We start from the raw sequence: 19869 nt of genomic DNA on the forward strand, positions 1-19869 counted from the left end.
CACTGACGATGCAGGATCGGAGCAGCAAGGCCTTTCGGATCGTGGTGGGGCGTCTCGAGCGCCTCGACGCAACCTTGCGCGAAACACTGCGCGCACGCATCGACCTGCTCGATGACGCGCAGGCGCGCCTCGACGAGCATCAGAACGCCATGGCGCGCGTGCGCGACGAACTGGCGCGTCAGGACGAGCGGATCGAGCGCCTGGTCGGCGGCGGCGGGCCCGTGCGCATCGACGAGTTGCTCGGCTGGCAGGCGCAGCGTTCGCGCGTCGCCGCAGAGCATGATTCGATGCGGGCGGCGCTGAACGCGTTGCACGACGAGATTGCACGCATCGAGGAAGAGGTCGCAGAGGCGCGTGCGGCGATCGTCCGCAACGACGCCCGCATCACGCTTTGCAAGCAGCGTCTTGCCGCGCTGCACGCGCAAGCCCAGCGGGACCTGGACGACATGCTGGACGAGGAAACCGAAGAGGGCGTGGTGGCACGCATGCTGTCGCGGCGGCGCGCGCGGCCCGATGCATTGACGCGGAGACAGGGATGAACGTATTCGAGAGCGGTATTCCGCAATTCGGCGGCGTGCTGCTGCAGTTCTTCACGCTGGTCGGGCTGTGCGGCGTGCGCCTGCTGGTCATCATGATCGTCTTTCCGCCGACGTCCGATCAGGTCCTGCAAGGGACGACGCGCAATGCGATCGTGATGCTCTGGGGCGCGTACATCGCGTTCGGCCAGCAGGCGCTGATGCCCGCGCTGAGCGGCTGGCATCTCGTGCTGCTCGGCGCGAAGGAGGCGCTGATCGGGCTCGTGATGGCGTTCGTCGCATCGCCCGTGTTCTGGGTCGCGGAATCGGTCGGCACCTACATCGACGACCTGACCGGTTACAACAACGTGCAGATGTCGAACCCGAGCCAGGGACAGCAAAGCTCGTTGATGGCGACGCTGATGAGCCAGTGCGCGTCCGTCGCGTTCTGGACGCTCGGCGGGATGACCTTGCTGCTCGGTGCGCTGTTCGAGTCGTATCGGCTGTGGCCGCTCGACAGCATGACGCCCGTGCCCGCCGCGATGGTGCAGATGTTCGTGATGCAGCAGACCGATTCGCTGATGGAAACGGTCGCGAAGGTCGCCGCGCCCGCGTTGCTGCTGTTGCTGCTCGTCGACGTGGGCATCAATCTCGTCAGCAAGACCGCGCAGAAGCTCGATCTCGTGTCGCTCGCGCAGCCGGTCAAGGGCGGGATTGCGGTGCTCACGATCGCGCTGCTGATCGGCACGTTCATCGGCGAGGTGCGCGATCAGGTGGCGCTCGTGCACATCGGCGAGCAGATTCGCGGGCTGGCGACGCCTCACGCGCGGCATTGACGGCAACGGGGCGCACCCGCCCCGAACGCGCCGCCGGGCATCGGATGCCCGGCGCGACGGTTCACTAGAATGCGCCCGCGACCCGTGCGGCGCCCAGGCCCGTTCCGACCAGAACCGACGCGATTCGCACGGCGGAGTCGATCTGATGCCGGATGATCGCCTTCTTCCGGCTGCGATCGTGTTCCAGCCTGTTGGCCAGGTCGATGTGGAGATCCGCCATCTCCTTGATGAACCTCGGCTTGCTGAGACGCCCCTGAACGAACAGGCGCACCTGTTCTTCCACCTTGCGTTCGAAATCCGGCACCACGTTCTGCATGTAACCGCTGTCCTTGCCGCTGTAGGGCAGCCGGGTCAGGGCCAGTTCGTCGTCGCGCGATTCGACCAGTTTGCGGATCTCGTCGAGTGCCGCGACCGTGGCGGCCGTCAGGTCGATCGACCGTTGCTCGAACGACTGCCATTTGCCGGTCACGCCGTTGTACGCGACGACGGCCTTGGCGCGCGCCGCGGTATCGTCGGCGGACGCGCCGTGCGGTTGGATGGTGACCTCGCCGTAGAGCTGGTTGGCATTGGCCGACCATTCGAAATTCGTCCAGTAGTTTCCTCGCTCCCCGGTCACCTCGATGATGTAGGTAGTGGTGTTCAATCCGGATTCCGAACGGAACCCCGAATCGCTGACCTGCCTGATCCTTGCGTGGTTCCACTCGTGGACCGGGTCGGCCTGGTGCGCACCGAGCGTCGACTCGACCGCCTCGTAGTGTGCCGGGAAGGTGGGCCGTGCGACAGCAGGCCCGGGTAGTGCCGGAGGCAAATCGATCACGCGATAGAGTGCATCGTTGCCGGCCGGCTGGGTCGACGGAAGCGGCCCGGGTTGCGTGACGGCGCTGCCCATCAGCAAGGCCGCCGTGTTGGCGTCGTTGCCGTGCTCGCCGAGAAAGGCGGCTGCGGCACTCGCCGCCAGCGTCCAGGCCGGCCGTGTGCCGGGGGCGGGGATGCCTGCGCTCGCCACTTGCGCGTAGGCGAGCTGCCGCGCCAGGGCAACGGCCGGTTCGCCGGATCCGGCACCCCAGCGGGCCGCCAACAGATGCGCGGCGACCAGCGAATCGTGATCCGTTGCGCCGCCCAGCGCGGCAAGGTGCGCGGTCGCGGCCGCGCGGCGAGCCATCGCCTGGTCGCCATCCGCGCCGAACGTTTCGCATGCCGCGCGCGCCGCGACCATTGCGGCGCCGTGCCGGTTCGGCGCGGCGGTGCGGGCATGGGTCAGTGCTTGCACGATGACGTCGCGACGCAGCCGTTGCTCGTCGTCATCGCCGACGAGCACGACCTGAGTCGCGGCGTTGTCGCGGCTTTTTCGGGCCTTTTCGTAAGCTTCCTGCACGTCCAGAAGCTGGATACGTTCGTGGATGAGACGCGCCTCGTACGCAACGCGCTCACGATCCTGCTGCTCCGCCGACATCGTGGGCGCGTGCCAGCCTGCCAGCGAAAGCGGCAGCCAGCTCGAGCGGGACACGGGCTGCTCCGGCGGCTGCTCGGCCACCACGGCTGCCACTCGTGCGTGCGCGTGAGCGAGCGCGGCTTCCGCTTGTCTGAGCGATGCCTCGGTCCGGCTCTTATCGGCTTGCAGCGTCTCGATCGCGCGTCGTGCTGCCGCATCCGCGGTCTGCGCGATGTTCGCGGCGGGCGTTTTCTCGATGAACAGTTCCCGGGCTGCCGTGTTGATCGCCGTGAGGTCTGGCCCCAGTGCGCGTCTGTCCATGGCCTTGACGGCTTCACGCATGCTCGCGAGACCCTGCGTTGCGTCGTCGTAAGCCTGCGCGATCGCGCCGAGTCGTCCGGTCGTCGCATGATCTGGACGGGGGGAATGCATCGATTCGGCGGTGCGCACGACTGCCTGCGCGACGCGCGCCGCCGTGGCCGGGTCGTACCCGGCTCGTCGCGTCAATCCGGCGCTTGCGCCGGCCGCGGCATAGCTGGCCGGGCCGTTCGCGCCGAGGTCGGTCCGCGCGTCCGACGCGAGCTGCTCGGCGAGCACGATCGCTTCTTGCGCGGGCATGCCGGCACGGAACGCGTGGATCGCGGCGGCCTTCATGGAATCGACGCGGTGCGAGCCGCCCCAGCGATGTTCGAGTTGCGCGACGATCGCCGTTTCGAACGGATCGGCGGAGATGGCATGGCCGGCAAGCTGAATCGTCCGGCCCGCGCTCAGATCGGCGCCCAACAGGCGATACCGATCCGCGGCCGCCTTCGTGCCGACGACCCGCTCGACCACGACCGGCGCGCACGGGCCGTCGATGGCGGGTACGGTCATCAGCCGGGCCTGGCAGAACTCGCGCGTCCCGATCCGTACGATCCCGGAGGAGCGGGCCGGTTGATTCAGCGCATCGAATGCGTCCGCGGCGAGCCAGTTGGCCGACGCCTTGGCGGGTTGCTGACCGAACACGGCCCATTCGCCGTTCGGCGTGCTGAAAAGCTCGATCGTCGTATCGGGCGTGAGATTCGCGGTGACGGGATGAAACCCGCTGAATGTGCCCGATTTTCCGGTTTCGGCGGCACGCTCGGCGATCACCCGAATACGATCCACTTTCCCGTCGGCGGACTGAAGCGCCATCGTCCGGACGAAAAAATGTCGCTTGCCGACGGTGATCGTCGTCGCGTCGTCATTCCCTCGACCGTTGCTGATTTTCGGTTGCAGCGTCGCGAAGTCGACGCAATCCCCGATGGCGCGCTTCACCGACGACACGCTGACCCGTTCGGCGATCCGGCTCGGCAATTCGGCGAGCTTCTGTGTCGCATTGGCGAATCGATTGATTCCTGCGGGCCGCGCGAATGCGGCAGCCGCGCTCGAGCGCGGTGCCGGCGCGGCATGCGCGTCGTCAGCCGGCGAAACAGGCGACGACGTCTCGCGTCGTTGTCGCTGAAGACCTCCGAGGTGTGGGGGGAAATCGGCGCGAGACGGCCGAGAAACGGATCGGGACGCGCGCTGCTCCGCGTCGGCGGCCGGTTCGCCGATCTCGGTCGTATCGGCTTGGGTGGGCGGGGATGTTCTCATGTGCGATGGGATAGGCGACGAACGAGCCGGTGAGCACGCCGCTTCGCCGACACGCGATGCCGCTCATGGTTCGGTGTGGTCCTGAACGGCCGGGAACGGCGCGTGCCGCGACGCCAGTCGCCGCGCGATGCGCGACGACGTGTCGTTGGCGCCACGGGTGATGGCGAACAGCAGCGCGTCGCCGGCGGCGAGGTTGCGATTCGGGCGCGGCTCCCAGTTGGTCAGCCTCGCCTCGAGGGTGAATCCGAGCCGCGACATCGTGCTGGCCGCGGGGCCTTCGGGCGCGCAATACGCGTGGATACGGTACAGCTGCGGCTGCGTGAGCAGCCAGTCGATCAGCATCAACAGCGCGGCCAGCCCCGCGCGTCGTCGCCGATGGCCTTCGCAGCGGCTCGTGACGACGCCGATCTCGGCGCGCGGCGGCGCGGGCGCGAGATCGATGGCCGCCACGAGGCGGCCGGTCTGCAAGTCCTCCATCGCCCAGGTGAAGCGCGTCTTGCTGGACCAGCCGAGCTGGCAATGGCGGATGAACGCGCGCGTTTGCGCGACGTTGCGATGCGTCGGGAACGGCAGCCATTCGGTGACGGCGGGGTCGCCGAGCAACGCGTGAAAGAGTGCGTCGGCATCGGCATCGACAAACGGGCGCAAGCGCAGCGCGTCGGTTTCGATGATCGTCGGCGGACAGAAGGTATTCATCGCTGTTCCCCGCGTCAGCGCGCCAAGGTTTCGGAAGGCGTTTCCTTGAACATCTTCCGATAGCCGTTCAGGAGCGTCGAACGATGCTGCACGCCCCAGCGGTTGGCGATTTGCAGCACGCTGGGGGCCAGCGTGTCGTCCGCCATCAGTTCGTCGCGAATGTGTTCCATCCGTTGGCGGCGGATCAGCTCGCTCGGCGTGATGCCGAGATGGGTCTTGAACGCGAGCTGCAGCGCGCGTTCGGTGATGCCGATATGCGTGGCGACTTCGCGCACGGACAGATCCGGGCGGTCGAGACATTCGGTCAGGTAGCGGTACGCGCGGCGATATTTTCCCGGCAACCGTGCGCTGATGTCGTCCGCGACGGGTTCGGCGCGCTCGGCGGATGCGGATGACAGCAGCGAGCCGTCCTCGCGCACGTGCTTGATCGAGAGCAGCGCATAGCGGCCATACAGCTGCGAATAGTCCTGCAGACGCCCCTGCTGTTGACGAACCTTCGACTGGCAATAGAGATACTCGAGATACCAGCGCGCATGCTGGTTGCCGGGCATCGACGTGTCGTTGAACATGCGCAGCATCGTTTCGGCGACCCGGGTCGCGTTGCCGGCCAGCGCGGCGAGCGCGACTTCCAGGCGCAGCGCGCGATGGTAGTCGTGCAGTCCGGCGCCGACGCTCCAGCGCAGATACACCTCGATGCGCTCCAGCACCGCCTCGCTGCCGCGCGCGAGCGATTGCAGCTGCTGAAGATAGTCGGCGCGCTGCGCGAGCACGGCGATCATCGGCGTTTGTTCGTCGGACAACGTGGACATGCCGCCGCCGACCTCGTTCGCCGCCGGTTCGAGGACGACCGGGTGCCCCGAGTGCCAGTAGATGTGGTCGGCGATCGGCTCGCAGGCGCGCAGGTGGTATTGCGCGAGCAGATCCCGGCGCAATGCATCCACCAGCCGGCGCCAACGCTTGTCCGGCGCGGCGACGGCCAGCTCCGACATCATGTCGAGGCGCGTGCGTGCGCCGTCGAGGCGGCCGAGATGGAACAGCACGAGCGTCGCGCCGACGAGGCTTTCGAGACGTTGCGTCGGCGACGCTTCATCGTCGTCGGCAATGCGCTTGAAGCACATCAGCGCGGTGCCGAACCGGTTGCGAAACAGTGCCTGCCAGGCTGCATTGCGGCTCAGTGCCGCCCGGATCGCGACGCGCTCGCCAGTCAGCGCCTTCTGCACGCGACGATACGTTTCTTCCGCGTCTTCATGGCGCCCCAGCACGAGCTGGACGTCCGCATACGCCTGCAATGCTTCGACGTCCGGCGCGCCCGCCGGTCGTTTCGTGTCGGCGCGATGGGCGGCGAGGTTCGCTGCGTCCAGGAACTGGCCCGCGAACATCTTGGTACAGAACGTCGACGACGTATCTGCCGACGACAAGGCCGATGCGATAGCGAAATAGAGGGTGGACAGCATGGCGTGCTCCTGTCGGAAAAGCGGTTGAGGTGCGAACGGGTGACAGTCATTTGTCGAGTACATCGTTGCACCCGGGGTCCGGGTGTTCTGCGATCTTTGACGTTCTGTTACCGTTGGCTGGCCGCTCCAATGCCGCTCCAATGCCGCTCCAATGCCGCTCCGATGCCGCTCCGATGCCGCGAACGAGCGCGGCGGGTGGCCGTGGCGCCGCGCGCCGCCCGTCATGCATCCGTGACGCGTCGCGCATGCTTACTTCCTTGAAAGTTCCTCAAGCTTGTGCGCGGCCTTCACCAGGATTTGCAGGAATGCGTTGAGCGTCGACAGGACGATGTCGGCGATCTGGCCTCCCATGTTCGCGAGTTGCGGTAACCGCCGCTCCAGCCAATGCGGTTCGGCCGGTTGCCCGTGGGGCATTACCTCGGGATGTTGCGGCATTTCCTGCATCAGCGGCTCGGGATGCGCGCCCGGATGATGTGCATGAAACCCGGGCGGCGGCCCGGGCGGTGGATCGTAGCGCTGAACGCCATCGGACTCGGGCTTCCACCCTGGCGGTGGACCGGGCGGCGGAGCGTAGCGCTGAACGCCATCGGACTCGGGCTTCCACCCCGGCGGTGGACCGGGCGGCGGGGCGTAGCGCTGAGCACCATCGGACTCGGGCTTCCACCCGGGCGGCGGCCCCGGCGGCGGAGCGTAGCGCGTCGCGGTTTCCCCGGCCGGGTGCGGCGAGGCCGGCGTGTAGGGTGGCGGCGGATCGGGCGCAATCGATGACGATTCCGCGTCCATCCTCGGAGGTGCCGACGCCGGTCGCAGACGCATGGGCGAAGGCGCACGCTGGCGCCCGAGGCCCTGCAAGGAAATCGCGTCGCTGGCCCTCACGGGGCGCGGCGCGAAGATCGAAGGTGCGTCGTTCGCCGGCGTCGATGGGCCGGTTGATCTTGCCCGGGCTGCCGGAAACGGGCTGACCGATATCCTGCCGCGCGAATGGAGGCTGTCCGCTCCTGCATGTTGAAGGTTCAGCAGCGCTGACGAGACGCTTTGCGATCGCGATCGTGGAGACAGCGATCCGCCGTCCGGATGATCGGCACTGCCCGGTCTGGAATGCTCTCCGATGGATTCGGCGTTACTGGGCGACGGCGATACGGTTCTGATGGATGCCACGTGATTCTCCCAGCACAGGAAAGGGGTGTCGCGGTTATAGCCCCGCGTGGCTGCTCGTCGTGTCGGCGGGACGAAGTCTCGTGGCGCCACCCGAACGGCGGGCCATCGAGTCGCGGCGAGCACCGCTCGCGGCTTCGGGTGCGCGAAGCGACACGTGCCGATCCGAACCGAACGGCACGTTGCGGCGGTGGCGCGATGGACGTCGATCACGGCCGTGGTTACTTTTCATCCGGCACGGCGACGGCGTACGGTGCGTGTTTTGTCCATGCGCGCCGACCGGACATGGACCGGACTGTGCGCGCGCCGTGCATCCATGCCGACCATTCGACCCATCGGATCCAACATGACTCGTCGATATTTCCGGCCGTCGCGGCCATGGACACGCGGCGGCCGTTACACCATTGCACGCGGCATGGCCGCCGTCGTGCTGTCCTGTTGCCTGACCCCGTGCGCGTTCGCGGATTGCTTCGACGCGGCGGCGAACTATCAGGGCGTCAGTGCTTACGTGTTGCGCGCGATCGCCTGGGTCGAATCGCGCGGCAACCCGGCGGCCGAGCATCGCAACGGCAACGGCTCGATCGATATCGGGGAACTGCAGATCAATTCGATTCATCTGCGCGAGCTGGCCGGCTTCGGCATCGATGCGCAGTCGCTGCGCGACGAGTGCGTGAACATCTACGTGGCCGCCTGGCAGCTGAAGAAGCAGATGCTGAAACACGGCAACACCTGGGAAGCCGTGGGCGCCTACCACTCCGAAACGCCGAAGCTGCGCGATGCCTATGTGCGCCGGATTCAGCAGACGTTGACGCGATGGGGTAGCGGACCGGCGCAGTTCGAACCGTGAGCCGGAAACGGCGCGCGGCGCTTGCGGCGGGACGCGCCGCGCTTCGCGACAAGAGGACCAAAATCATGACATTCATTCGAAATGCCTGGTATATCGCCGCATGGAGCCACGAGCTGTCGACGGAAAAAGGGCTCGGCCGCACGCTGCTGGGTGAACCCGTGATGCTGTTCCGCGACGCGCAACATGGTGCGCGCGCGCTGTCGGACCGTTGTCCGCACCGCTTCGCGCCGCTGCACAAGGGCGATGTCCGCGACGGGACGGTGGGCTGTCCCTATCATGGCCTGCGCTTCGACGGCACGGGCCGTTGCACGCACAATCCGCACGGCGACGGTCGCATTCCGGCTGCCGCGCACGTGCGCAGCTTTCCGGTGATCGAGCGTCATGGCGCGGTGTGGATCTGGATGGGCGACGCCGCGCTGGCCGACGCGGGCGCGTCCTTGCCGGACTTCTCGTTCGTCGATCCAGAGGATAACGAAGTGAGCACCGGTTATTTGCTGACGCGCGCGCATTATCAGTTGAGCGTGGACAACCTGCTCGACCTCAGCCATTTCCAGTATCTGCATCCGGACACGCTCGGCAGCGACGCGATCGCACGCGATCCCGGCCGCGTCGAGCAGGACGGCGACACGGTGCGCTCGTCGAGGCGAACGCAGGCGGAACGGTTGCCGGCGTTCGTGGCGCGTGCGTTCGGCGTGCCCGACGGCGTGCGCGCGGATCGCCATCTGGAAGTGCGCTGGGATCCGCCGTCGCTGCTCGCGATCGACGTCGCGGTGTGCCCGAGCGGCGCGACCCACGGGCGGGTATCGCGCTCGGCGCATCTGCTGACGCCCGAGACGGCCGCGAGCACGCACTATTTCTTCGCGTTCGGTTTGCCGAAGGCGCTTGGTCCCGCGGCGCGCGTGCTGGTCGATTACGCGGTCGCCGGGCTGATGGTGCCGTTCCGCGATGAAGATCTGCCGATGCTCGAGGCGCAACAAGCGGCGCTGGGCGCAACGGATTTCTGGGCGCAGCGGCCGGTGCTGCTCGCCAGCGACGCAGGCGCGATTCGCGCACGCCGGATCGTCGAGCGTCGGATAGCGGAAGAGGCGCGCTGCGCGAGCGCGTGAGATTCCGGTTCGTGCGGGCGCGTGAGCGGAATAGAGAGGGGCCGGCGTGGAGCATGCCGGCCCCTGTCGTGCGTTCGGGGAGGCGCGCTCGCGCGCACCGCGCGCGAGCGGCAGCCGGCGTCAGCCGAGTTGGCCCAGCCATTGCCCCCCGATGCTCATCGGACTGATCAACGGGCTCAAGATGTTCTGGGCCGAATGGCTCTCGGTCGGATCGAGCGCAATACTGAGCGGGTTCCGGATCGTGCCGCCGAGCGAGAAGACTTGCGACGCAATATATTCGCGGCCCGCCTTCTTCGGATCGGAGGAGTCTCCGTCCAGTGCACCGCCGGTTTCGTGCGCGATCGAGTAAGCGCCGGCGGACGTACCGTTGTGGCCTTTCGACGAGAAATCGTACTCGTGCGCCGCCGGTCCTTGCGTCAACAGTTTGGATGCCTGGTCTTTCGTGATCTCGCCCTTGTTGATCGCCATCTGCAGTTGATTGATCACCTGCTTCTTCTGCTTCGGATCGTTGGCGCTCTTGTCGAAGTTTTTGGCGGCGTCCGGATTCTTGCTGCTCCAGTCCTTCAGCGCCGACTGGTACTGCGGGTTGTTTTCACCCGGCGTCATCGCGTTCTTCATGTCATCGGTGAATTGCTTCGAGTATTTCTTGACATTGTCGTCAATGAACTTCCGAATATCGTCGCCGTACTTGTTGGCGTCGTTCGCGATGGATTTGTTCCAGTCATCGACGTTCGGAGTATTGGTGGTATTGGGCATTTCGACGGACATGGCATTCTCACTGGAGTTGGAAAGGTGCGAACCTGCCGTGTTTCAGGCGGATGTACGCACCGAGCAATCTAGCCAAGATCGCCGCGATTCGATAACCGCTTGCGAAGCGGGTGAGTTCCATGCGAACGAGATGCCGGCGAATGCCGGCAGCGCGCGCCACGCGCTGATCGGTCGTCGAACCGGGGTGGTGGCGGCATCGGCTGGATGCCTGCGCGCATGCCGCGTTCTGCCGATTCGCGTTGGCGAAGGTTCGCGCATCGATATCCCGCTTCGTCTGCTCGACGTGAAGCCGACGGCAGTGCACGTAGCATCCGCACCATCGATTCCGATCCTTCCATCAAGGTACATTCGCCATGCCATCGTCGATTCGCTCTGCCTCGACCCTTCCCGAGTTCGTACAAGACGATGGCGTATCGCACGCACCGTCGCATAAGCCTGATCCAAGGGGCTCCACGGACAAGAGCCCGGGGATTGCGTCGTCGCCGTTGTCGAAACTGTCGTCGCGAGGCCCGCAACTCGCCTCGTCGACCAACGCCGCCGGCCGCCGAAGCGCGTCGCCCGCCAGGCGTCGCTCGACGTCGCCGGGGCGGCCTGGCGCTGCCGATACCACGAGCGTGCCCGACGTCGAACCGCCCATCGAAATGAGCAGCCTCTCTCGCACGACCTCTGCCGCTCGTTCTCATTCGAGCACCGAATCGAGCGGCGACGAGATCACACTCAAGATGCCGCCGCCGTGCGGCGGCACGCTGAGCATCGGTGCGGACGAGCACTTGCGCTGCGATGACGACCAGGGCGTGCAGGCCATGCTTGAGCTCATCGCGCACCTGGATCCCGCTGCCGTCAAGATGTCGACGCTTCCGCCCGGGTCACGCATCCAGGTCGAATGGGACGAGAACCTGATGGGCAAGATGGGCATGTTCATGAAATTTGCGGGCGGCAACTTGCTGTTGGCCACGGATCTGTTGCGCGATGCCATTGCCAAGCCGGAGCACGCATTTACGCCCGGAGCCCGCGTGCCGGAGGCGAACCAGCGCCCGAGCGAATTCCTGCGCAATATCGGCCTGCGTATTCAAGTGACGCCGGATAGCACGCTGGGCGCCCGTCTGCAATCCGTGCTGACGGCGCCACCCGACGATCCGGAGCGGAACACGCGGTTAGCGAAATTCCGCCACGATTTCGGCGCGATGTCGCTGCTGTCGCTCGCGACCAACAAGGACTTCAACAAGGAATTGACGTATGGCCTGGGCGCCAGCCTGGTCGGCACCGGCGCGATCGGCGCGGCCTTCGACTACGGCATCTGGGGCAGCGTCAAGAAGGCCATAGGCCGCGAACCCGCGGCACGAGGGGGCCCCTACCTCGATTCGCTGACACCGCTGGTCGCCGAAACGTTCGATTCGATGGTCATCAAGCGGCTGATGGAGGTGATGAAGGGCGGCCGCTTCGTGCCGGAAGACTTGGCCACGGCGTTGGACGACCTGAAGGGCGCGGCCTATTCCGGCTCGATCGCGGCCCTCGGTTCGATTCCGAACAATCTCGTGCGCCAGGCGGCTATCGAGGCGAGAGACAGCGGCAATCATGGTCTTGCCGTCGCTCTGCTGGCGGTGAAACAAGGTACCAACCTGCTCGCGACATGGACGTCCGGCGCGATGGTCCCGCTGGAAATCAAGGAGGACCACGAGAAACTGGTCGAGGCCAAGATGGCCATGATCGCGGCCGGGACGATTCCGCCGCCGGCCGCGAACGATGTGCGCAAGCACGTCCAAGCCGAAGCGCTCAATACCTTGCGCGCGGCCCGGGGAACCGGATCGTCGATCCGTTCGATGGCCACCGGCGGCGAGATTGCCGCAACGCTCGGGTTGTTCCTGTCCGTGTTCGAACACCTGGGCTACATCCCGAACTCGGTCGAACAGCTCATTACGCTGATGTACTCGACGCCGACCGAGGTCATCAGCATGCTGTCCACGATGCTGACCGAAAGGTGGGTGGGCAGCGGGGCGAACCATGTGGACGCCAAAATTACCACCGACCGCGGCAAGCAAAGCAGCGTGCTGCGCCAGATTTCGCAATCGGAGAGCACGTCGCTCGCCGATCTCGACCGGATCGCCCGGCCCCCTGGCGAGATCAATGCCCAAATTGGTTATGCCGTCACGTTGGTGCTCGGCGGCGCGATGGGGCTGCTGGAATCGGGCGCCGGGCGCGGCGCGCAATATTTGCGCACGCTCGGACAGGCCGCGCAGGCATTGCCCGGCGCAGCACAGGCCCATGTGCTACAGCCGATCAGCGATGGCGTCGCGATGGCAGTCGACGTTGCTACACGTATACCTCGCGCCATCGCCGACGTTGCAGGCGGACAGCCGCGACGCGCGGTGCCGACCGGTGGCGACATGGTTTGACGGTTCCGGCGCCGATCGAGTGGTTCGTTGAATCGTATGACAACGCGGCAATTTTTGGGGCATTGCAATGAGATCTGGTGATGTGACGCAGTCGTTCCCGGCTTCTGTCGATGCACACCCGGACGAGGCGACCTCTCCGAGTCGGTCCGGCAAAAGTTCGGTGAGACGTGACAGTCGTGTCTCGTCCGCCTTGGCTGAACTGTCGCAAAGCCATCCGCAGATATCGAGCGCTGGCGGCGAGCGTGATCGAAGTACGCCTTTGGCGCCGAGGACCCTCGAACTTCACCCGAAACGCCTTGCGCAATTGCCGAACAACCCGGTCGCAGACCTGCGTAACCAGCGCAGGAAGTGGGGCAAGCGTGGGTCCGGTACGGCGGTACTGCAACCGGCCGGCTCGCCGGACCGGCGCGATCTTTCCGGCATCCCGGTCCCCATCGTGCCGGAATGGGCGAAAGCGGCGGGCGACCCGGCCGGGACGGTTGCTCCCCAACACGCTCCCGAGTCCGTGTCGGAACCGACGATCGCAGGATCACCGCCGGCCCAAGCGCACACCCCGCGGCCGTCATCGACCCGGCAGCTATCTTCGTCAACCGAGTCGGCGATGACGAGGTCCGAGGCTGCGCCGTCGCTGCCGCTGTCACCCGCGGAACATGCGCTGTCGGCAGCACGTCATCCGGCGCTTCGGCGCGTGGCCGCCAACATCGGCACCGCAATTGCGCGTGAAGGGGCCATTACCCTGGCTACGACCTATATCCGTGAAGTCTGCGGGCATGAGGTGGCGAGATGGCTGGAACATTCGCCTCAGTCCACCAGGATCGCGGTATCCGGCACGATTCTCGGCGCCACTGCGTTGCTTAACGCACTGGTGTTTTTGAAACAACGTAGAGACGGGCGGGCGAATACCTGGACGAAGTTTGGCCAGGCGAGCAACGTTCTGTGGCTATCGGGCGCCGGCGTCGCTGCCGCCACCACGGGCGGATTCGGCGACGCGGCCGCACTGTTGGCGAAGGCGACGGTGTATCCGATCACTCGCGATATGCTGAATGTGTTCGTCCGTCTCGGCGACAATCGGGACCCCGGAAAAACCGCGCCGAACAGAAACGCCGTGCTGGCGGACGCGGCCATCTATTGCATCAATCAGCTCGTGGTCAATACATTGCAGGGCGTGGGCACATCGCACTCCGGCACAAGCGCGGCGACGGCATCCGGATCGGTCGCGCACGCGACGCCTTCCGTGCTTGCCTTTTCGGGCGCCAACGCATTCGGCGAGACGATGGACGCGCTGTGCTATCCCGCGCTCACCGCATTTTTCGACAAGTTCGATGTCGCCCCGACGCTGATGAGCGGCGTGCGGGAGGGGATGCGGGCTATCGGGAACCTCGAGCTGACGGCCAGCCTGCACCTCCCCTTTGTCGCGAACGCCGGCGACCATCAACCGAACGGTCGCAGGATCGGCCGCGCGAGCCGGGAAGATTTCGCGGACAAGGCGATGGGGGCCATGCTCGGGCGCCAATCGCTTTTCGTCGCGTTGTTCGGTCTGATCGGCGCGATCAGCCAGGTCGGGCCGGCTGCGAAGCTCGGTCCGAAAGACGCCGCGCTGGTGACGAATGTGTTGGCCGCGCTGGCCATCGCGTTCATGCTGCCGGCTTTCGTCGGTGCGGCGAGCGCGTCGCCGTGGCGGCAGCGGCCGACCGACGATATCGAGGCCGGGGTCACGGATCGGGCGTCCGACGCGACCTGACTGCCTGCCCGGGTCGACCCCACGCGATCGTCACCCGTCACGAGCGCGCCGCGGCCTTGGCTTCCAGCATCTTCACGAGCAGATGGAGTGTCCGATTGACCGGCGTGCCGATGCGGGCGGCCAGACCGCGCCGAACGACCGCGCCGTTCAGATGGTCGATTTCGCCGGGTTTGCCGCGCGCCAGATCCTGCGCGGTCGACGAATACTGGCCCGGGGGAATCGTCGCCTCGATGTGCGCGACGATATCGGCCGGCTCGTCGTCGACATGCACGCCTTCGGCCGCGGCGACGGCGATGCATTCAGCGACGATCGCGCACATCGTTTCGCGCAATGCGTCGCGATGCGGCATCTCGCCCAGCGGCAGGTGCACGATCGCGGAAATCGCGTTGTATGCGCAGTTGAGCATGAACTTGCGCCAGAGTACCGCGCCCACGTCGTCGGCGATCCGGGTGGGAATGTCGGCTGCGCGCAGTACTTGCGCGAGCCGTTCGCTGGACGGCGACGCTTCGATCGCGAGATCGCCGCGGCCATGGTGGAGCAGATGCCCGGGGCCGGCCATCTCGCTCGCCACATAGACGGCCGCGCAAATGACCGGCTGCGCTATCTCCGCCCGCAACAGCGCCGCGTTGTCGACGCCATTTTGCAGGCTGACCACGATGGCGTCCGGCGCCAGGACATGACGCAACCCGCGCGCGGCCTCGGCGGTATCGCCCGCTTTCACGCAGACGAAGACCACATCGGCCGAGCCGGCCGCGGCGATGTCGGTCGACGCATGGGCGGACACGTGCGTGTCGAACGTGCGCGTCTGAATGCGCAAGCCGTGGTCGCGGATCGCGTCGACATGCAGCGGACGGCCAATGAACCCGACCTCGTGGCCGTGCAGCGCCAGCATGCCGCCGAAGTAGCAGCCGACCGCGCCGGCGCCGAGGACTGCAAACCGCATGATGTCTCCGAGGGAATCAATGAACATGTCATGCGCGACCAGGCCGCATGGCTGAAACAGGCACGTCGGCCCATCCATCCACATCAAACACGCGAGACCGTCGGTTTATTCCCGGCACCGCTGTGACGCCGATAAATCGATGCGCGACGGAATGACGCGAACGCGTCGCGTGTTCTCGGGAGGTGGCACGTCATCGGATCGGCATGCCGATCCGAAACCCAACCTCTTCCAGGAACGAATTCATTGAACGCGTCTCAGATTCCGCTTGCGCCGCCCCGTCCGCTGACAGGCAGCGACCACCGAACGCTGGTGCTCGCCGCGCTGGGCGGCGCACTAGAGTTTTACGACTTCGTGATTTACGTGTTTTTCGCGACGGTCATCGGTCAATTGTTCTTCCCGCAGTCGATTCCCGACTGGCTGCGCCAGGTGCAGACGTTCGGGGTTTTCGCGGCCGGCTATCTCGCGCGCCCCCTCGGCGGCGTGATCATGGCGCATTTCGGCGATCTCGTCGGCCGCAAGCGCATGTTCACGATGAGCGTGATGCTGATGGCACTACCGACGTTGATGATGGGGTTGCTGCCGACCTATGCATCGATCGGCGTCGCCGCGCCCGTGCTACTCCTGCTGTGCCGTGTATTGCAAGGCGCGGCGGTGGGCGGCGAGGTGCCCGGCGCGTGGGTGTTCGTGTCCGAGCACGTGCCGCCGCGCCATGTCGGCTATGCGTGCGGCCTGCTGACGGGCGGCCTCACGCTCGGCATCCTGCTCGGCTCGCTGATCGCGGCAGGGATCAACCAGCACTACTCGCATGCCGCCATCGGCGCGTATGCGTGGCGGATTCCGTTCGTGGTCGGCGGACTGTTCGGAATCCTGTCCGCATTTCTGCGACGCTGGCTCAATGAAACGCCCGTGTTCATCGACATGAAGCGAAGCCGGGCGCTGACCCGCGAAGTGCCGTTGAAGGCGGTGCTGCGCGATCACGGCAGGGCCGTGCTGGTTTCGATGATGCTCACATGGACACTGACCGCCGCGATCGTCGTCGTGATCCTGATGACGCCGACGCTCGTCGCCAAGCGTTTTCATATCGAGCCGGCGCTCGCGCTGCAGGCCAATTCGGCCGCGACGCTCTGCCTGACCATCGGATGTATCGTCGCCGGTACGGTGGCCGGACGCATCGGCACCGCCCGCACGATCTTCTGCGGCTGCCTGCTGCTCGGCGCGTCGTATTTTTTCATGCTCCGGCAGCTCGCCGTCGCCCCGTCATTGCTGCTGCCGCTGTACGCGGTATCCGGTTTCTTCGTCGGTGCGGTGGCGGCGATCCCGGTCGCCATGGTCAAGGCGTTTCCGCCAATCGTGCGTTTTTCGGGGATCTCGTTCTCGTATAACGTCGCGTATGCGCTGTTCGGCGGCCTGACGCCGGTGTTCGTGTCCGTGATGCTGAAATCGAACCCGCAGGCGCCGGAGATTTATGTGGGCGCGCTGTGCATCGTCGGCGCGCTGGCAGGCTTCGCGTTGCGCCCGGCGCGCTAGGCCGCGGCTGACAGGGATGGCGACCTGGCCGCGCGTCATGCGCATCGGCGGCCGGGCCGCACGTGTGTGCGAGCCGCACCGCCGGTGCCGGCATCCGCGCGGCGGGGTTCCGACCGAACGCGGTTCGGGGCGCTCACCGGGCACATGGCAATCTCGGCGAAGCAATGTTTTGGGTTGCGAAGCAAGCCGATCCGGCGTCGCGGTTTGCGTTGTATCGGCACGCGCTCTTGCTTACCTTTCGTATCGAGCGGCTCGATACTGTTTTGAAGACGGGAACCGGTCGGCCTGAAAATCTTGAGGTGGGGAGCGTCGATGGTCAACAGAATCACCAGTGCATTGGTGCCGGTCTTGGAGGCCATGCACGAGGCGCACGCCATTGCGCGTACCGTCCGTACGACGCACCGGCCGGCCGGCCCGCTTGCCGACCTCGCTGCGCTAGCGCCCCGCGCTGCCACCGATGCCGTTGCGCGGCAGCGCAGCGCGCTGTCCGCGCCAATGCTGCGTCCTGGGCGTCCGGGCGCCGCGACACCGGCGATTGACGCGGTTTCGATTCGACGCCCTCCAGCCGAAGCGACCGCCGCGAGTCGGATGTTTGCGGCCGCGGGCTCGGCGTCGCCATCTGCGCCGATGCCGCCAACCCGTGATTCGGTCCTCGCACAGCTGCACATCGACCGGCCCCGGCCGGCGGTCCACGTGCCGCGGCCAACTGCCACTGCGTCATCGCACGCAGCGCGGTCGCGAACCTTTACCGACTTGCGGCCGCCCGCCACGCTCGCGGAAGAACAGGCGCAGCTGCGCCTCGCGCTGGAGCAGAGCCGCACGGAAGCCTTTCTCAAGGACCTGCCTGCAATCGACGAGCATTTCGACGCCGGCGCGACGGCTCACGGCGGCCGCATCACCGATTGGGACGACTTGCCGGCCGACAAACGACAACTCTATTCGAGCAAGCTCGAGTACTTACAGGAAGCGGTCGCTGCGAACATGACCTCGCCTCGCATCGAACGGGCACTGACACAGGCAGGGATGCGCGCCGTACCGAATGACGGCATCACCCCCGGTGGCACCAACAACTGTTTCCTGATTTCGGTGCTCCAGCATGCGACCGGCAACTTCGATTCGTCGCATCCTGAGCTGGTCGATCAGTATCGCGAGATTCTCAAGAATGTTCCGGGCGAGCGTCTCCGCGACGGCGAAAAGCTCTCTGCCGATAGCGCACCCGCACGGAGGCTGGTCAATCTGATCAACGCCGATCCCGGCGTGCAGCCGAAATTGAAGGTCGAAGTCATATCGGAACTGAACGGCGTCGTCCACCGGGACAGTCTCGGGTCCACCGAGCCGGACGCGCGTAAGGTCGTCATCTGGGATCGAGGCGGCCATTTCGAAGCCGTGACCGGGCCGCGCGACGATCGGGACCTGCGTTGACGCGAAGCGGCGCGTGTCGACCGTCGTCGACGTTCGTGCGCGATGGCCGGCGGCGCTGCCTGAGCGCGTCGATCGGCATATCGCCGGGCGCCGCGCGGGCACGCGATTTGCGTCGCGAAGAAACCGGCTTCGGAGACATTCCATGAAACGACGTTGGCCGCTCCGCCCGCTACTCGCGATCTGTGCGTTCGCAACGTTCGGCGGGCAAGGGCGGAACGGCCTACCGGCAGACCGACGCGTTCGCGCTGGAAGCCGAGCACTTTCCCGATTCGCCGAACCATCCGTCGTTCCCGACGACCGTGCTCAAGCCGGGGCAGACGCTGCATGAGGTGACGGTATGGAAGGTGAGCGCGCGATGACCGCGTGCAGGCGCAGCGGGATGCGGTACGTCAATGCGACGACACATACACCGCATCGTCGAACGCCGCCGGAATCGCGAACTGCGCGCGCATGCGCTTCGTCTCCTGCGCGGGCGTGAGCCCGAACAGCCGCTTGAATTCCCGACTGAACTGCGACGGGCTCGTATAGCCGACTGCGTAACCGGCCGCCTCCGCCGTCAGGTCCTGGCGCACCATCAACAGGCGTGCCTGATGCAGTCGCGTCGACTTCAGGTACTGCATCGGCGACACCTGCGTGATCGCCTTGAAGTGGCTGTGGAAGCTCGGCACGCTCATCCCAGCCTCGCCGGCCAGTCGCGACACGTCGAGCGCCTGCGCGTAGTCGGCGTGGATCACGCGCAGCGAACGGCCGATCCGGCCGAACTGGCCTCGCATCGCCAGCGCGTTTCTCATCGCGCTGCCCTGCGCGCCGGTGAGCACGCGGAAATACAGTTCGCGCAGCAGCCCCGGGCCGAGCACAGCCGCTTCGAGCGGCCGATGCATCGCCTCGACGAAACGCAGCACGCTCGCCTGCATCGCTTCGTCCATCGGCGTCGACATCATGCTCCGCGGCGCCTGCACGGGCTCCGCGATCCCCGCGCGGTCGATCTGCGCGGCCAGTTCGGCGGCCATCGGGAAATCGAGGTGCAGATACAGCGCGAGCAGCGGGTGCGCCGCCGTCGCGTCGGTTTCCATGCTGAACGGCACGGGCACCGATACGGCCAGATAGTGATCCTCGTCGTACAGATAGCGTTCGCCGCCGAAATAGCCGCGCTTGCGACCCTGGCACACGATCACGATGCCCGGGTCGTACAGGACCGGCGTGCGCGACAGCGCGCGGTTCGAACGCAGGATGCGCACGCTCGGCAGCGCGGTCAGGTTGTAGCCTTCGTTGGGCGCCAACGCGTGCAGCAACGCGATCAGGCGTTGGCGGCCGCGCGCGGGCAGCGACGGCGATCGGGGCGAGGAGGGTGCGGCGCTCATAGTTTTATGCAAGAAAATCAGCAGAATCGGGCTTATTCGGCTTAGATCGTCAGACTAGT

The 19869-nt window shown here is 66.2% G+C and carries 17 protein-coding genes and 1 pseudogene; 11 read left to right on the forward strand and 7 right to left on the reverse strand.

Annotation, left to right across the window (positions count from 1 at the left end; genetic code table 11):
- Nucleotides 1-8 precede the first annotated feature (8 nt).
- On the forward strand, nucleotides 9-539 hold the full coding sequence (locus LMA02_RS31555; protein ID WP_228910608.1) for a hypothetical protein: 531 nt from the start codon (nucleotides 9-11) through the stop codon (nucleotides 537-539).
- A complete protein-coding gene (sctT, locus tag LMA02_RS31560) occupies nucleotides 536-1351 on the forward strand; it encodes a type III secretion system export apparatus subunit SctT (protein WP_228910609.1) in 816 nt (271 codons plus the stop codon). Before LMA02_RS31555 ends, sctT begins: the two co-directional genes overlap by 4 nt.
- 64 nt (nucleotides 1352-1415) lie before the next feature.
- Here the strand turns inward: sctT and LMA02_RS31565 are convergent, their stop codons facing one another.
- The 4 genes from LMA02_RS31565 to LMA02_RS31580 form a co-directional block, all read right to left on the reverse strand.
- Nucleotides 1416-4397, reverse strand: a complete 2982-nt coding sequence (locus LMA02_RS31565; RefSeq protein WP_228910610.1) for a hypothetical protein — start codon at nucleotides 4395-4397, stop codon at nucleotides 1416-1418.
- 63 nt (nucleotides 4398-4460) lie between these two features.
- Nucleotides 4461-5093: a GNAT family N-acetyltransferase gene (locus LMA02_RS31570; RefSeq protein ID WP_228910611.1), complete on the reverse strand. Its 633-nt coding sequence runs from the start codon at nucleotides 5091-5093 to the stop codon at nucleotides 4461-4463.
- A 14-nt stretch (nucleotides 5094-5107) separates the two neighbouring features.
- Nucleotides 5108-6547 carry a helix-turn-helix transcriptional regulator gene (locus LMA02_RS31575; protein ID WP_228910612.1) on the reverse strand — a complete coding sequence of 480 codons (1440 nt, stop codon included), beginning with the start codon at nucleotides 6545-6547 and terminating at the stop codon, nucleotides 5108-5110.
- A gap of 249 nt (nucleotides 6548-6796) precedes the next feature.
- Nucleotides 6797-6991 carry a hypothetical protein gene (locus LMA02_RS31580; RefSeq protein ID WP_228910613.1) on the reverse strand — a complete coding sequence of 65 codons (195 nt, stop codon included), beginning with the start codon at nucleotides 6989-6991 and terminating at the stop codon, nucleotides 6797-6799.
- A gap of 370 nt (nucleotides 6992-7361) precedes the next feature.
- Between LMA02_RS31580 and LMA02_RS31585 the strand changes: the two genes are divergently transcribed.
- The 3 genes from LMA02_RS31585 to LMA02_RS31595 all read left to right on the forward strand — a co-directional run bounded on the left by LMA02_RS31585 (nucleotide 7362) and on the right by LMA02_RS31595 (nucleotide 9655).
- Nucleotides 7362-7556, forward strand: coding sequence for a hypothetical protein (locus LMA02_RS31585; RefSeq protein WP_228910614.1), 195 nt, complete (start codon nucleotides 7362-7364; stop codon nucleotides 7554-7556).
- A 492-nt stretch (nucleotides 7557-8048) separates the two neighbouring features.
- A complete protein-coding gene (locus LMA02_RS31590) occupies nucleotides 8049-8549 on the forward strand; it encodes a lytic transglycosylase domain-containing protein (RefSeq protein ID WP_416378707.1) in 501 nt (166 codons plus the stop codon).
- A gap of 65 nt (nucleotides 8550-8614) precedes the next feature.
- Entirely contained in the window at nucleotides 8615-9655 is a 1041-nt protein-coding gene (locus LMA02_RS31595; protein ID WP_228910615.1) for an aromatic ring-hydroxylating dioxygenase subunit alpha, read from the forward strand.
- A gap of 120 nt (nucleotides 9656-9775) precedes the next feature.
- Here the strand turns inward: LMA02_RS31595 and LMA02_RS31600 are convergent, their stop codons facing one another.
- Nucleotides 9776-10423: a hypothetical protein gene (locus tag LMA02_RS31600; RefSeq protein WP_228910616.1), complete on the reverse strand. Its 648-nt coding sequence runs from the start codon at nucleotides 10421-10423 to the stop codon at nucleotides 9776-9778.
- Here LMA02_RS31600 and LMA02_RS31605 point away from each other — a divergent pair.
- From LMA02_RS31605 to LMA02_RS31615, 3 genes are all read left to right on the forward strand, one after another.
- A complete protein-coding gene (locus tag LMA02_RS31605) occupies nucleotides 10422-10856 on the forward strand; it encodes a hypothetical protein (protein ID WP_228910617.1) in 435 nt (144 codons plus the stop codon). The two genes, LMA02_RS31600 and LMA02_RS31605, sit on opposite strands and share 2 nt — an antisense overlap.
- A gap of 181 nt (nucleotides 10857-11037) precedes the next feature.
- Nucleotides 11038-12816: a hypothetical protein gene (locus LMA02_RS31610; RefSeq protein ID WP_228910618.1), complete on the forward strand. Its 1779-nt coding sequence runs from the start codon at nucleotides 11038-11040 to the stop codon at nucleotides 12814-12816.
- Nucleotides 12817-13006: 190 nt separating this feature from the next.
- On the forward strand, nucleotides 13007-14557 hold the full coding sequence (locus tag LMA02_RS31615; RefSeq protein ID WP_228910619.1) for a hypothetical protein: 1551 nt from the start codon (nucleotides 13007-13009) through the stop codon (nucleotides 14555-14557).
- A 37-nt stretch (nucleotides 14558-14594) separates the two neighbouring features.
- Here LMA02_RS31615 and LMA02_RS31620 read toward each other — a convergent pair whose 3' ends face one another.
- Nucleotides 14595-15500 (reverse strand): ketopantoate reductase family protein, encoded by a 906-nt coding sequence (locus LMA02_RS31620; RefSeq protein WP_228910620.1) that lies wholly within the window; start codon nucleotides 15498-15500, stop codon nucleotides 14595-14597.
- Between the two features lie 243 nt (nucleotides 15501-15743).
- Here LMA02_RS31620 and LMA02_RS31625 point away from each other — a divergent pair, with 243 nt between their 5' ends.
- The 3 genes and pseudogenes from LMA02_RS31625 to LMA02_RS31635 form a co-directional block, all read left to right on the forward strand.
- A complete protein-coding gene (locus tag LMA02_RS31625) occupies nucleotides 15744-17027 on the forward strand; it encodes an MFS transporter (RefSeq protein ID WP_228910621.1) in 1284 nt (427 codons plus the stop codon).
- A gap of 312 nt (nucleotides 17028-17339) precedes the next feature.
- Nucleotides 17340-18449: a hypothetical protein gene (locus LMA02_RS31630; RefSeq protein WP_228910622.1), complete on the forward strand. Its 1110-nt coding sequence runs from the start codon at nucleotides 17340-17342 to the stop codon at nucleotides 18447-18449.
- A gap of 200 nt (nucleotides 18450-18649) precedes the next feature.
- Nucleotides 18650-18808: pseudogene (locus LMA02_RS31635) on the forward strand (galactose-1-epimerase); the annotation flags it as partial.
- A gap of 30 nt (nucleotides 18809-18838) precedes the next feature.
- Here the strand turns inward: LMA02_RS31635 and LMA02_RS31640 are convergent.
- Nucleotides 18839-19810 (reverse strand): AraC family transcriptional regulator, encoded by a 972-nt coding sequence (locus tag LMA02_RS31640; protein ID WP_228910623.1) that lies wholly within the window; start codon nucleotides 19808-19810, stop codon nucleotides 18839-18841.
- Between the last annotated feature and the right edge of the window lie 59 nt (nucleotides 19811-19869).

This window comes from Burkholderia sp. B21-005 (genome assembly GCF_020843965.1).
Taxonomy (GTDB): domain Bacteria; phylum Pseudomonadota; class Gammaproteobacteria; order Burkholderiales; family Burkholderiaceae; genus Burkholderia; species Burkholderia ambifaria.